This is a genomic window from Polyangiaceae bacterium (genome assembly GCA_020633235.1).
Lineage (GTDB): Bacteria > Myxococcota_A > Polyangia > Polyangiales > Polyangiaceae > JACKEA01.
In genome coordinates this window covers 411,675-424,006 of sequence record JACKEA010000003.1, presented here as the reverse complement: position 1 = coordinate 424,006, position 12,332 = coordinate 411,675, and the positions used below count along the sequence as shown (strand labels likewise).

Annotated in this window: 14 protein-coding genes; 6 read left to right on the top strand and 8 right to left on the bottom strand. The window is 68.1% G+C overall.

Annotated features, from left to right (window positions below; all coding sequences use genetic code 11):
* Positions 1 to 42 precede the first annotated feature (42 nt).
* Positions 43 to 393, top strand: coding sequence for a hypothetical protein (locus H6717_18655; GenBank protein MCB9579058.1), 351 nt, complete (start codon positions 43 to 45; stop codon positions 391 to 393).
* A gap of 27 nt (positions 394 to 420) precedes the next feature.
* Entirely contained in the window at positions 421 to 1,122 is a 702-nt protein-coding gene (locus H6717_18650; GenBank protein MCB9579057.1) for a YafY family transcriptional regulator, read from the top strand.
* Here the strand turns inward: H6717_18650 and H6717_18645 are convergent.
* Positions 1,109 to 1,384: a Smr/MutS family protein gene (locus tag H6717_18645; GenBank protein MCB9579056.1), complete on the bottom strand. Its 276-nt coding sequence runs from the start codon at positions 1,382 to 1,384 to the stop codon at positions 1,109 to 1,111. The two genes, H6717_18650 and H6717_18645, sit on opposite strands and share 14 nt — an antisense overlap.
* Positions 1,381 to 2,244 (bottom strand): Ku protein, encoded by an 864-nt coding sequence (locus H6717_18640; GenBank protein MCB9579055.1) that lies wholly within the window; start codon positions 2,242 to 2,244, stop codon positions 1,381 to 1,383. The genes H6717_18645 and H6717_18640 overlap by 4 nt, the downstream gene beginning before the upstream one ends.
* Before the next feature lie 22 nt (positions 2,245 to 2,266).
* On the opposite strand from H6717_18640, the gene ligD reads away from it, so the two are divergent.
* Together ligD and H6717_18630 are read left to right on the top strand one after the other, a co-directional pair.
* On the top strand, positions 2,267 to 4,843 hold the full coding sequence (gene ligD, locus H6717_18635; GenBank protein MCB9579054.1) for a DNA ligase D: 2,577 nt from the start codon (positions 2,267 to 2,269) through the stop codon (positions 4,841 to 4,843).
* 67 nt (positions 4,844 to 4,910) lie between these two features.
* A complete protein-coding gene (locus H6717_18630) occupies positions 4,911 to 5,465 on the top strand; it encodes a hypothetical protein (protein ID MCB9579053.1) in 555 nt (184 codons plus the stop codon).
* Between the two features lies 1 nt (position 5,466).
* On the opposite strand, the gene H6717_18625 is transcribed toward H6717_18630, so the two are convergent.
* Positions 5,467 to 5,757, bottom strand: a complete 291-nt coding sequence (locus H6717_18625) for a hypothetical protein (protein ID MCB9579052.1) — start codon at positions 5,755 to 5,757, stop codon at positions 5,467 to 5,469.
* Positions 5,745 to 6,032: a hypothetical protein gene (locus H6717_18620; protein MCB9579051.1), complete on the bottom strand. Its 288-nt coding sequence runs from the start codon at positions 6,030 to 6,032 to the stop codon at positions 5,745 to 5,747. The genes H6717_18625 and H6717_18620 overlap by 13 nt, the downstream gene beginning before the upstream one ends.
* A gap of 239 nt (positions 6,033 to 6,271) precedes the next feature.
* Between H6717_18620 and H6717_18615 the strand changes: the two genes are divergently transcribed.
* Positions 6,272 to 6,880, top strand: coding sequence for a tetratricopeptide repeat protein (locus H6717_18615; GenBank protein ID MCB9579050.1), 609 nt, complete (start codon positions 6,272 to 6,274; stop codon positions 6,878 to 6,880).
* A 66-nt stretch (positions 6,881 to 6,946) separates the two neighbouring features.
* Entirely contained in the window at positions 6,947 to 8,311 is a 1,365-nt protein-coding gene (locus tag H6717_18610) for a thioredoxin family protein (GenBank protein ID MCB9579049.1), read from the top strand.
* Between the two features lie 66 nt (positions 8,312 to 8,377).
* Here H6717_18610 and H6717_18605 read toward each other — a convergent pair whose 3' ends face one another.
* Genes H6717_18605 through H6717_18590 form a run of 4 tightly spaced genes read right to left on the bottom strand, consistent with a single transcriptional unit; the run spans position 8,378 to position 12,267 of the window.
* Positions 8,378 to 9,304: a hypothetical protein gene (locus H6717_18605; GenBank protein ID MCB9579048.1), complete on the bottom strand. Its 927-nt coding sequence runs from the start codon at positions 9,302 to 9,304 to the stop codon at positions 8,378 to 8,380.
* The gene (locus H6717_18600) at positions 9,295 to 11,139 is read right to left on the bottom strand and encodes a DUF4339 domain-containing protein (protein ID MCB9579047.1); all 1,845 of its coding nucleotides are present in this window, start codon (positions 11,137 to 11,139) and stop codon (positions 9,295 to 9,297) included. The genes H6717_18605 and H6717_18600 overlap by 10 nt, the downstream gene beginning before the upstream one ends.
* Positions 11,140 to 11,168: 29 nt before the next feature.
* Positions 11,169 to 11,780, bottom strand: coding sequence for a ComF family protein (locus H6717_18595; GenBank protein MCB9579046.1), 612 nt, complete (start codon positions 11,778 to 11,780; stop codon positions 11,169 to 11,171).
* Positions 11,781 to 11,814: 34 nt separating this feature from the next.
* Positions 11,815 to 12,267, bottom strand: coding sequence for a hypothetical protein (locus H6717_18590; GenBank protein ID MCB9579045.1), 453 nt, complete (start codon positions 12,265 to 12,267; stop codon positions 11,815 to 11,817).
* Between the last annotated feature and the right edge of the window lie 65 nt (positions 12,268 to 12,332).

Sequence of the window (12,332 nt, the reverse complement as noted above, 5' to 3'; positions counted from 1 at the left end):
AGCTGTCGGCGCGACGCCGGCACGCCAGAAGGAGAACACGAGATGGCACACCCCGTGGTTTGGTTCGAGGTCAACGGCAAGCAGAAGGACACCCTGTTCGAGTTCTACGCGAAGCTCTTCGATTGGAAGATCGATGCGGAAAACCCGGCGCGCTACGGCATGGTGCAGACCGGCGGCGAAGAGGGCATCCCGGGAGGCATCGGCGCCGAGCGCGGTGAGGCTTGGCCGAGCGTGACGTTCTACGTGGAGTCGCCGGATCTGAAGGCGAGCCTCTCGCGTGCCGAGGAGCTCGGTGGCAAGACGGTGATTCCGCCAATGCAGATGAAGTCCGGACCGGAGCTCGCGCTGTTCGCTGACCCAGAGGGCAACCTCATCGGTCTGGTGAAGTCCTGACGGATCCGCGATAGGGATCGGCTGGCCATGCGTCGCGCGGATCGCCTGTTCCAGATCATCCAGCTCCTTCGTCGTCGCAAGGTCGTGACGGCGAGGGAGCTGGCCGAGCGTCTGGAAGTGTCCGAGCGCACGGTGTATCGCGACGTGAGGGATCTGGTCGCCTCCGGTACGCCCATCGACGGAGAGGCGGGGGTCGGCTACACGCTGCGTCCGGGCTACGACTTGCCCCCGCTGATGTTCGACCACGCGGAGATCGAGGCGCTGGTTCTCGGGGCTCGCCTGGTGGAGGGCTTCGGCGACGCGGAGCTCGGCCGCGCCGCGCGGTCGCTGCTGTCCAAGGTGGAAAACGTGCTGCCCAAGCACTTGGCGCCGCTCCTGGGGGCGACGCGCCTGTACGTGCCGGACGTGGGCCGCGGGCGGGAGCTTTCCGAGACGCTGCTGCCCGTGCGCACCGCCGTGGGGCAGGGGCAAAAGCTTCGGATTTCCTACGCTCGGGCGGACGGCAAGAAGAGCAAACGGGTGGTGCGACCGTTGGGGACGTTCTTCTGGGGCTCGTCGTGGACGCTCACGGCGTGGTGCGAGCTGCGCGCGGACTTCCGAAATTTCCGCCTGGATCGCATCAGCAAGGTCGAGGTGCTCGACGATCGCTTCGAGGCGGAGCCAGGCAAGACCCTTCGCGACTATCTGAATCTGCTGGGCCCAGACGCCGCGCGGCTCATGGACGCTTGAGCCACACCAGCGTCGCTCCCCAGCCACCCCGCGTCGCCGGTGCGTCGGCGTAGCGTTCCACGAGGGGGTGGCTGGCCAAGAGCTCTCGCACCCGGGCCCGCTGAAAGCCCGTGCCCCGGCCGTGGATCAGACGCACCTCGAGGAAGCCCTTCTCCACGGCGGCTTCCAGGTAGCTTTCCACGACGTCGAGCAGGTCTCTCGGCAAGAAGCCGTGCAGGTCGATGCTGTCCTCGATTTCGACGACCGCGGGCGGCTCGCTCACCCGCTCTTCTTGGCTTTCGCGCGCTTGCTGGCGGCCTTCTTGGGCGCAGCTTTCTTGGGCGGCTTGATGGGCTTGGCTTCGTCGTTCTGGGCGTCCGCCAGGCTCTTCTTCAAGGCCTCGAACAGGTCGATGATCTGAGCCTTGGGCGCTTCCGGCGCGACGGTGACCTCTTGCCCGCTCACCTTCTGCTCCACGGCGGTGCGTACGCGCTCCTCGTAGCCGTCGGAGTACTTGCCGGGGTCGAACTCCTCCGTGCTCAGCTGATCGATCAGCTTCAGCGCGAGCTCCCGCTCCACGTCGCTGAAGTCGAAGCGCGCTCCGAGGTCGATGTCGTCGAACTGGCGAACCTCGTTTTCGTAGTAGAGCTGGTGCAGGAGCAGGCCGTCGTCGCCGTAGGGGCGTACCAGGACCAGCTGCTCCTTGCCGCGGCTGGACCAGCGGCCGACGGCCACCACGCCCTTTTCCGTCATGCACTGGCTCAGCAGCCGATAGGGCTTGTCCCCGCCCTTGTCGGGGCCCAAGTAGTACGACTTTTCCACCTGCACGAAGTCCACGCTGGAGAGCGGGACGAACTCGGTGATCTCGATGCTGTTGGAGCGCTCCGCTTCCAGGGCCTTCAGCTCCTCGTCCTTGAACAGCACGTACTGGCCACGGGAGTACTCGTAGCCCTTGACCATGTCGCCGCGCTCGACGATTTCCTCGTCCACCGGGCAGAAGTACTGTTGCTTCACGCGTCCGCCGCACTTCTCGTGCAGCATGTTGAAGCGGACCTGCTGCGAGGACGCCGCAGTGAAGAGCTTGACCGGGATTGCGACCAGGCCGAAGGAAATGGTGCCGGAAGAGATGGCTCGCGCCGCCATGAGCGTATGCTAGCGGGCCAACGTGGCCGCACGAAAGGAAACGGCGAAAAAGGAGAGCGCGCTCCGCGACTATCGTCGAAAGCGCGACCCCCGCGCTACCAACGAGCCCTTTGGCGCTGAACACAAGCGCAGCGAGACGTCCACGCGCATCGGACGCTTCGTCGTTCATCTGCATGACGCCACCCGCGCTCACTACGATCTGCGGCTGGAGGTGGGCGGCACGCTGATGAGCTTCGCCGTGCCCAAGGGACCGAGCGCGGATCCGAACGACAAGCGCTTGGCGGTGAACACGGAGCATCACCCCATCGAGTACCTGGAGTTCGAGGACGTGATCCCCGCCGGCAACTACGGCGCGGGGCCGATGATCGCCTGGGACCTCGGGCGGGTCACCTACCTGGAAGGGACGGCCGAAGAGGGCATCGCCCGGGGCAAGATCGACTTCGCCCTCTCCGGCTTCAAGCTCCGCGGGCGCTTCGGTCTGATCCACACCGGTGGGCGCAAGGGCGGCGGGGACGAAAACCAGTGGCTCCTGGTCAAGAAGCGCGACGCCCACTCGAGCGAGGACGTGGATCTGCTCGCGGACGAGCGCAGCGTGCTCAGCGGTTTGACGGTGACCGAGCTTGCCCGGAGCGCGGAGCTGTTTGCAGAGCTGCAAGCGGAGGCGGAGCGCCTCGGAGCCAAGCGCCGCGACGTGGACGTGCGCGAGATGGAGCCGATGTTGTGTGCCGCCACGGGCGCCGAGCTGGACGATCCCGATCGCGTGTACGAGCTGAAGCTCGACGGAGTTCGCATCGTCGCAGACCGGCGCGGCGACAACGTGGTGCTCCGCTACCGTCGCGGACGTGCAGCGACGATCAGCTATCCGGAGATCGTGCGCGCCGTGCGGGCGCTGCCCGCCGGTCGCGTGGTGCTCGATGGCGAGATCGTCGCCTTCGACGAAACCGGCCGCCCGAACTTCCGCCGCCTCGCCCCGCGTATTCACGCCCTGCGCCCCCGGGAGGTGCTGCGCGCGCGGTCGGAGGTGCCGGTGGTGTATCTGGTGTTCGACTTGCTGGCCCTCGGGGACTGGGACCTGCGAGCGCTTTCGCTGCTCGAGCGCAAGTCCCTGTTGGCCAGGCTGGTGCAGGGCAAGGGGCTGGTGCAGGCCCTCGATCACATCGAGGGCCGGGGCCAGGCGTTGTTCGACATGTGTCAGGAGCAGAGCCTCGAAGGGGTGGTGGCCAAGCGCAAGATCGCGCGCTACCGCCCCGGGCCGCAGCGCTCGGAAGATTGGGTGAAGATCAAGTGCGAGCGCGACGACGAGTTCGTGGTCGTCGGCTGGGAGGAGGGCCGCGGCGCACGGCGCGAGTTGGGTGCGCTGGTGCTCGCCGCCTGGGAGGACGACCACTGGGTGCTGCGGGGCCGGGTGGGGAGCGGCCTCGACGCGCGCACGCTCTCGCTGCTCCGCGAGCGCCTCGCCGGGCTCGCGACGGATCGCCTGGTCGCGACGGGAGAGCTGTCGGACGGCCGCGGCAAGCTGCACCCGGTGCAGCCGGAGGTCGTCGTCAGTGTGCGCTTCGTGGGCTACACCGAGGAGGGCGTGCTCCTGCATCCGGTGTTCCGCGGCGTGCGGGACGACATCGTGCCGCAGAACTGTACCGCTGCGCCGCCCCGCGGCGACGACCCGCAGATCGTCGTGCCCGCGGCGGACCAACAAGGAAGCGGCAGAGTCACGGTCACCAATCGGAACAAGGTGTTCTGGCCGGAAGAGGGGCTCACCAAGGGTGACCTGTGCGACTACTACGCCGAGGTGGCCGAAGTGATGGTGCCCTTCCTGCGCGATCGCCCGGTGGTGCTGGTGCGCTATCCCGATGGCATCGAGGGCAAGAATTTCTTCCAGTGGCGAGCGCCGGAGGGCACGCCGGAGTGGATCCGCACGCTGGAGCTCCGCGACGAGGAAGACCAGCAGTTCCGCGGCAAGAAGAGCGTGTTTCTGATCGACAGCGCGGATGCCCTGGTGCACATCGCGAACCTCGGGGCCATCCCCATCCACGTGCTCGCGAGCCGGGCGGAGTCCCTCGAGCACGGCGATTTCTTCACCATCGATTTCGACGTGGCGCTGTCGACCTTTCGCGACGCCGTCACGCTGGCGTTGGCGCTCCGGGAGCTGCTCGAAGAAGTGGGGCTCGAGGGCTACCCCAAGACCAGCGGACAGTCGGGGTTGCACGTCCTGGTGCCGGTGGGGCCCAAGGTTCCGTTCACGGTGACCAAGGCGCTCGCGGAGCTGTTCGGGCGCCTGCTGACGGCGAGTCATCCGAAGATCGCGACGATGGAGCGACGGGTGCAGGATCGCGGAGCGCGGGTGTACGTGGATACGGGACAGACCGGACGAGGACGCACCATCGTTGCGCCCTATTCCGTTCGGGCGGTGCGTGGCGCGACGGTGTCCACTCCGCTTCAGTGGGACGAGGTGCACGCGGCGCTCGACCCGCGGCAGTTCGACATGTCCACGGTGCCCATTCGCCTCGCGGAGCGGGGTGACCCGATGGCGGACATGCTCGACGCGCGTCCCGACGTGATGACTGCGATTCAGCGACTCGAAGGTCGTGTCAAGGGCTGAAGTTGCAAGCTGCACGGAGCGAAGCGCGCTCCCCGAAGGACGCGCTTCGGTGTAGTGTCTCGCGAAAATGAGCACCGTCCTGATCGTCGTCGAGCACTTCTCTTCAGAGTCCGCCAACATTGCCGCCGCGGTGAAGGCCCGCGGGGAAACCATCGTTGTCGCAGAGCGAGACTCCGAGCTGCCCGCGGGGGAGAGTCGACGGCGCGAGCAAGAGGGCGTCCCCGTGGTGTCCATCGGGGGAGAGCTGGCGGAGCTCGCGGTGGCTCTCGAGGGGCTGGTGCGCGATGAGCACGTGACCGTGGTGCACGTGGTGCACGCCGGGCCCGCGGGTTGGGCGGGGAGCGTGGCGGCGCGCTCGGCGGGGGTGGCGAACGTGGTGAGCCTGTCCGGGGAGGACCTCGCGAGCGGCCTGTTCCGGGTGCCGGAGGCCGCATTCATTCCGGAGATGGTGCGGGGCGCCACGGTGGCCACGGCCTCTTCGGAGGACGTCGCCGGCAAGGCCAGCCGGCTGTTCCAGCGTCCGGTCGAGCCGGTGGTCTCCGGCAGCGACTCGGAGGGCGCCCTCTACGTGGCGCTGTACTGCCGCGCGCGCTCGGAGCCCTTCACCCGCCGACGGCTGTGAGTCACAACAAGCAGCGCTCGGCCTCGTCCACGCTGGGTGCCTTCATGGCGCACTCCCACTCGGCGCGAGAGACCTTGCTGCTGCAGCGCGAGAACTCCCGCGACTGAGCTGCGCGCGCCCGCGCTTCCTTCTTCAGACGCAAGAGGTCCTCACCGCTCACCTCCGGGTCTCGGTTCTTGGCCAGGAGATCCGTGTAGTGATCGAGCAGGTCGTTGCACTCCTGGGCGTCGAGGGGACGCGAGCACGCCGAAAGGCCCAGGGCCAAAACCGCAGCGAGGGTCAGTCGAAGCAATCTTCGATGATCTCCTTGGACGTCTTCGCGTCTCGGACGCAGCGCATGGCCTTGTCCGTGATGCGCTTGCCGACGCACTGCTTGAGCGTGGACTGGCGCAGCGACTCCTTGGTCGCCTCGATTTCTTCCGTCACGAACTTCTCGTCCCCGGGCCGCTGTTTCTCGAGCTCCAAGCGCGCCACGCGCTCCACGATCTCGTTGCACTCGTCTTCCGTTGCGGGGTGACCACAGCCCCCGAGGAGCAGCGCGAGGGGGAGGGCCACGAGCTTGTTCATCGAGGGCGAGTTATCGTTGCCGCGGCGCTCCGTCGCAAGCCCGGCTGTCGAAATCTGGACGTGTGTGCAGGTGCTGCTAGACTTTCGAGGAGATGTCGCGACCGCGCGCAAGCGCAGCAGAGCCCACGCCGGAGCTCTTCCTGCGGAAGGCCACGCTCGCGCGCACCTCGGGCCTGAGGGCCAAATACGCCCAGCGGGGCCTGGAGCACCCCGGCAAGTCCAACCGCACCACCCGGGCGATGCTCTTCCGCCAGCTGTACCTATCCCACATGGAGGCCCGGCGTTTCGGCGACGCCCTACAGGTGGCCGAGGAGATGGTGGCCTTGAACGTCATGCCGGACGTAGCTCGGCAAGACGCCGCGCGAGCGTGCTTGGGCCTGGGGGACCGCGACGCCGCGGTGTCCCATCTGCGGCTGGCCAGCCGCGTCAGTCCCCCATCGCGGCGGGCATTTCACCTGTGGACGCTGGGCAGCGTCCTTTATCTCGCAGGGCGCCATCGCGAGGCCATCGGGGCACTGTCGCGAGCTTCGCGTTGGGGCACCACCGACCGGCCCCTGTACAAGGCGCAGCTGGCGCTCTCGCGGTTGGCCTCGGGCGAGACAGTGGAAGATCTCACGGAGCTCCGGGAGCGGTTGGCGGATGCTCCTTGCGGACAGGGCTACGGGCAGTTCGTGCTCGGGGAGCTGGCCTTCGCGGACGGTGATCTGCCCGCCGCCAAGGAGTACCTCACGGCCTTCGTCAAGCGCTCCACCGGGGGGCGGGTCGCCCTGGCGGTGGCGCTGGAGGGGGAAATCGCCCGCGCCCGGCGGCTGCTTCGGCGCATGCGTTCGCGCCGAAAAAAGACCTGAAATCCGCGTAGCCGGCGCGTGGCTGAAACCAACCGGCCGCTGCCGCGCTATATACGGTCGGACAGCATGAGCTCGATTCAGCGCGATCCGCTTCGCTGGCTCTTCGCCACGATGACCACCTTGGCCACTCTGGTCTTCGCGGCCACCGCCAGCGCTTCCGAAAACGCCTGTCGCATCGCTGGAGATGCCGCCGCGGGGGGCGGCGGTGGAGATGCGTTCACCCAGGCTCTGGCCAAGGGCCCACTGTACGCAGGCGGAGCAGCGTTGCTCGGCGGCCTGCTCGTGAGCCTCACGCCGTGCGTCTATCCGATGATCGCCGTCACCGTCAGCGTGTTCGGTGCCCGGGAGAGCAAGAGCCGGCTGCAAGGCGCGGCCCTCTCTGGAGCCTTCGTGCTCGGCATCGTTGGCATGTTCGTCCCGCTCGGCGTGGTGGCCGGCCTCACCGGTGGCGTGTTCGGATCGGTGCTGCAAAACCGCTGGGTCATCGTGGGCATCAGCGCGCTGTTCTTGGCCATGGCGGCCAGCATGTTCGGCGCCTTCGAGTTCACGCTGCCCTCTTCTCTCACCAACAAGCTCGCGACGGTGGGCGGCATTGGCTACAAGGGCGCTTTCGTGCTGGGCCTGGTGTGCGGCCTCATTGCCGCCCCCTGCACGGGCCCGGTGCTCACCGGGATCCTCACGTTCATCGCCAAGACCCAGAGCGCGCTGATGGGCGCGGCGGCCATGGCAGCCTTTTCCCTGGGGCTTGGCGCGCCATTCTTCTTGGTGGGCACCTTCGCCGTGCAGCTCCCCAAGAGCGGCCGCTGGATGGTCCACGTGAAGAGCCTGCTCGGCATCGTGCTGGTGGTCGTCGCCCTGTACTTCCTGGGCACTGCCTTCCCGGCGCTCAACGCCCTCGCTCGTCCCGGCACCACGGCCTTGGCCATCGCGGCCGTGGCGGTGCTGGCGGGTCTCGCCTTGGGCGCGGTGCATCGCTCGTTCGACGAGCCCGGCCCGGGCATCAAGATCCGCAAGGGTCTCGGCGTGCTGTTGGTGTGCGCCGGCGGCTTCTCTCTGCTGGTGGGCGGCAACAAGTCCACGCGCACGCTCTCTTGGGAGCCCATCGGTTGGAAAGAGGCGCGCGCCAAGGCTGCGAACGAGAAGCGCCCGCTGCTCGTGGACTTCACGGCGTCTTGGTGCGGCGCCTGCAAGGAACTCGAGAAGCACACCTTCTCGCAGCAGGAGGTCGCCGCCGAGGCCGGACGTTTCGTAGCCGTGCGTGTGGACGCGACGGACGACGAGGACCCCGCCGTCACCTCCGCCATGCAAGAGATGAAGGTCGTGGGGCTCCCCACGGTGCTCGTCTACGACTCGGACGGGAAGGAAGCGGTTCGCTGCACGGACTTCGTGGAAGCGGATCCGTTCCTGAAGGCGATCAAGACGGTCAATTGAGATTGATTGTCGGTCCGCCGCGGAACCTCATGGCGTGAGCTTCCGCGGCGCTCCGACAAGACCCTGTCACGGCTCGAAGTCGGACGGCGGCGGCTTCGGCGGCGTGGGCGGCGTGGACGGCGGCGGCTTCGGCTTGTCCGTATGCGGCTTCGGCTTGTCCGTGTGCGGCTTGTCCGTGTGCGGCTTGTCGGGACCGTCTTCGCCATTCTCCGGCGGTGTCTCGGGGGGCGGAGGAGGCGGCGGCGGCTTGTTGAAGCTGCCGTCGTCGGTGTGCATCGCTTCCTCGAGCTTCTTCACGGTGGTGCGCGCGGACTCGATCACCTCGTCCGCCCGGCCGCCCATCAGCGGCATCAGCGTGCGGGCGTCATTCAGGTTCTTGCGCACCTCGCTCTTCTTGCTGGGCCCGCCCAGACGGAACGCGGCGTCCACCTGCTGGTCGAGCGCCATCGACAGACCCCGCAGGCGCTCGATCTCGCGCTTGCCCTTGCGCAGCCGCGCTACCAGCTTGAGCTCGGCCTCGGCTGCCTTTTGCACGGCGTCGACGAACTCTTTGTCGTCCCCTGTTGGATCTTTGCCGACAGTGGTGACCTTTGCGGAGGGCTCGTCGCCCTCGTCCAAGCCGCTCACTTCCATCTTGAGGCCGATGCCGTTCGACGCGAGCTCCTTGGCTCGCTTGTCGGCTCGCTTCGCGAGCAACGTTCCAGAAGCGTCGGGATCACCCTTCAGCTTCTTGGCGAGCTCTCGCCGGATTTCCTTCTCCTCTTGCGGAGACTTGGCAAGCTCCACCTGCAGCTCGAACAGAGCGTTGAAGAAGTCGTCGAAGTTCGGATCCCCGCTGACGTACTTCTTACCCTGGCCAACGGCGGACGGACCGCCGCTCCCGAACAAGCAGCTGGGCGTGCTCGCAATGGCGGCGAGCCCGACGGGCGTGAGAGCAGTCGACAGCGCGAGGAAAAAGCTCGAAGCGCGGTTAGAAAAACGAGTCAGGGACATTTCAGAGCGGCTCCCCAAAGTTCGTGAGTACTTCCAGTCTTGACCAAAAAGAGTGAGAGGGCGGTATCGCCCTGGACCCATACTACGCCTTGGCCCGCGTTGGTTCCCTCTGGTGACACTGTAATCGGGTCACCCACGGGAATGAGGTCGTGGGCCAGCGTTTGTACGCGAACCTGGCGGTTTCCGACAGACCCTTCCGTCCACTGAACCAGCCAGCGGCCGCCGCTCAGCCCCACCGCGGCGGGCGAAATCGCCTCCGCTCCGGGGCCTCCTGGCGGGATCCGGAAACCCACCGCGCGGCCTGGCAGCTCCCCATGGCGCGCCGTGGCCACCTGCACCCGCCAGTACGCGCCAGGGCTCTTGCGGGCCGCGAAGGTGACCATGATGTCGCGATCGTTGGCCGTGACCATGGGCGTGCCCACGTTGCTGCCGTCGACGTCGAGGCTCTCCAGGGACGACATCTGTCGGCCATCCGGCGTGAGCCATCCGACCTTGATCTTGCCGGTCTGCCCGCCGTCGCGGAACGTAACGGCGTGACCGACGCCGGGGACGCTGGCGATGCGCGGCTCGGTGATGCGGGCGTCGTCGAAGCCAGGCCAGATCGTCTGGGGGCCGCCACCGCTGCTCATCACACGAGAGAACGAGCCGTCGGAGCTGACACCCACGGCGAAGGGCGGAGCGGTGTTCAACGTGCGCGCGAAACGCAGGGAATCGTCTGCGCCGTCGAGCACGAACTTCAACGACCCGCCCTCGGTCAGCGGCACCACGCCGGTGATCGGCGTGCGGCTCTGCTCGCGGAACTTCTCGTTCGCGGCGAGCGTCTCGGGATTCACGAGCAAGCCCACGCCTTCCGTGGGCGACGCCGCGAAACCGACCGCGATGCCGTCTTTGGTGCTGGCCAGGTACGGCGGGATCGCGAAGTGAATGGGCGCCGCGAGCTTCTTGGCGGAAGCGAGGGCCGCGCAGGGAGTGGTCACCGTGGGCGCGGTGGTCGCCGTGGCAGGGGCGGAGCTGCTCGTCGTTGCCGCGCTGTTTCCGCGGCGGGACAACAATAGTCCGCCGCCGACGAGCAACACCACGGCGCCAAACAGCAGTGCTCCCGCGACCAAGAACAACAGTGCGTTGCTCTTTGGCTTGGCCACGAAGGGAGTCGTGGGCGGCGCGTCCTCGATGGGCGCGGAGTCGATGGCTTGCGGCGCTGCGTTGGGCTGCGTGGGCAGGTCCGGGGCGCCTTCCGCCACCGGATCCGGGCCGGGGTCGCTGATGCGCACTTGCGGAACGACGCGCGGCGGCGGCGGCACGGCGCCGGGGGGACGCAAGGTGGCGGTGGCGGGCGCCGGCGGCGCCTCCACCAGCGTGGGCATCGGGGGGCGTCGCACGGGCACCGGCGGCGGCGGCGTCTGTGGTCGCGCGGGCAGGTTGATGATGGCACCCGGCGGTGGAGGTGGTGTCACGCTCGGCCCCCGGCGCTTGACGCCGCCCAGGAGCCGGGCGGCATCCCGCGTGCGATACGTGTTGTAGCGCTCCAAGGGCGGGGGCGGCGGCGTGGTTTGCGCGTCGTCGATCTCCGGCTCGACGGACTTCTCCACGTTGCTCTTGGGGACGGCGCTCGACAGCTCGTCCACCTGGCAGGCGGGCAGCCACACCTTCCACCCGGTTCGCCAAACTAGCGTGTAGGGGGCCAGGGCGCCGGAGGCCAACGAGGAGACCAGCTCCCACTCGTCGATCGCGCTCTGGACGCCATCGGCGTCCACCCAGCGCCACCCCTCGAGGTCCTCGTCGGCCATGAGATTCTCGGCGTGAATCCGCGCCACGCCTGGGTCGATAGTGCCCATGTTCTCGGTGATTCAGCAATCGGCTCGTGTCAGGTGGGGACCTGACAGGGCGCCGCCACCGCCACCACTTGGGCTCCAGCTGCCCGGAGCGCCGCGATGCACGACCGCGCGGTGGCGCCCGTCGTCACTACGTCGTCCACCAGCACGACCTCCCCCTTCAAGGCTCTCCGCGCCCGAAAAGCTCCCTGGACGTTGAGCGCCCGCTCTTGGGCCGACAGGCTCTGGGCTTGGTGAGCGCCGTCCAGGGTTCGGACCAACCAGTCCACTCCAACCGGAGCGCCAATGTGGCGGGACAGGGCCTGGCACAAGAGTGCGGATTGGTTGAAGCCGCGATCCGCCAGCCGACGGGGGTGCAGTGGGACCGGAACCAGCGTCCCCTGCAGCCCCACGATGGCCGGGGCCATGAGCTCTGCCAGCGCGCCGGCGAGGTCCGGTCGATCGCCATACTTCAAGCGCTGGACGATGGCATCGAGGGGTGGCGCGTAGACGCGGGAACCGAGCACGAAGGCGCCGTCCACCCTGCGCAGCGGTGCCAGCGGCGGCAGACGGCTGCGACAGGGTGCGCACAACGGAGCGGGGGAGATCACGCCACAAGCTGCGCAGCTTCGGGGCGCGACGAGATCCAGGGCGAAGCGCAACACGCGCCGCCATCGGCCGCCGACGCAGCTCGATTCGTCAGAACCGCCCGGACAGGCTCAGGGCGATCTGCGGCGCCGGGGTGGCCTCCACGCTGGTGTTCGCTGCGGCGAGAAAGCCGATGCCGCCAGCCGTGAGCGCAGCTCCCGCCGCGTAGGCGGGGATCAAGACGGCGGGCTTGTCGACGGCGGCCGGGGCGCTGGTGCCGCTCGCCAGGATGGCCGTCGCTCCCAGGATGCCGGTGATGCCCAGACCCAGGAACAAGCTGCCGACGGTGCCCATCCCTTCCTTGCCCGGGCTCACGGACAGGCGGCGCGGCGCGCTGTGCATGGTGATTTCGGTTCCGCCATTGCTGATGTCCAGACCTTCCGCCTCGATGCGATAACCCCCCGGGGGGAGCTGCATCTCCAGCGGGGTGCGCCCGACCTTGACGAACTCACCGGCCACCGGCGAGCCGGGAGCACCGGCCAGCCGCGCCACGTAGACCCACACCTGATCGCCGCTGGAGACGACCTCGAGCGTTGCACCCGGCCCAAACGGCGCGGGGGCCTGTGCGT

What these genes read in the sequence shown, in the direction of transcription:
- H6717_18655 (MCB9579058.1), top strand. Translation starts at nt 43, where the DNA reads ATGGCACACCCCGTGGTTTGGTTCGAGGTCAACGGCAAGCAGAAGGAC.
- H6717_18650 (MCB9579057.1), top strand. Translation starts at nt 421, where the DNA reads ATGCGTCGCGCGGATCGCCTGTTCCAGATCATCCAGCTCCTTCGTCGT.
- H6717_18640 (MCB9579055.1), bottom strand. Translation starts at nt 2,244, where the DNA reads ATGGCGGCGCGAGCCATCTCTTCCGGCACCATTTCCTTCGGCCTGGTC.
- H6717_18630 (MCB9579053.1), top strand. Translation starts at nt 4,911, where the DNA reads ATGAGCACCGTCCTGATCGTCGTCGAGCACTTCTCTTCAGAGTCCGCC.
- H6717_18620 (MCB9579051.1), bottom strand. Translation starts at nt 6,032, where the DNA reads ATGAACAAGCTCGTGGCCCTCCCCCTCGCGCTGCTCCTCGGGGGCTGT.
- H6717_18615 (MCB9579050.1), top strand. Translation starts at nt 6,272, where the DNA reads ATGCTCTTCCGCCAGCTGTACCTATCCCACATGGAGGCCCGGCGTTTC.
- H6717_18610 (MCB9579049.1), top strand. Translation starts at nt 6,947, where the DNA reads ATGAGCTCGATTCAGCGCGATCCGCTTCGCTGGCTCTTCGCCACGATG.
- H6717_18605 (MCB9579048.1), bottom strand. Translation starts at nt 9,304, where the DNA reads ATGTCCCTGACTCGTTTTTCTAACCGCGCTTCGAGCTTTTTCCTCGCG.
- H6717_18600 (MCB9579047.1), bottom strand. Translation starts at nt 11,139, where the DNA reads ATGGGCACTATCGACCCAGGCGTGGCGCGGATTCACGCCGAGAATCTC.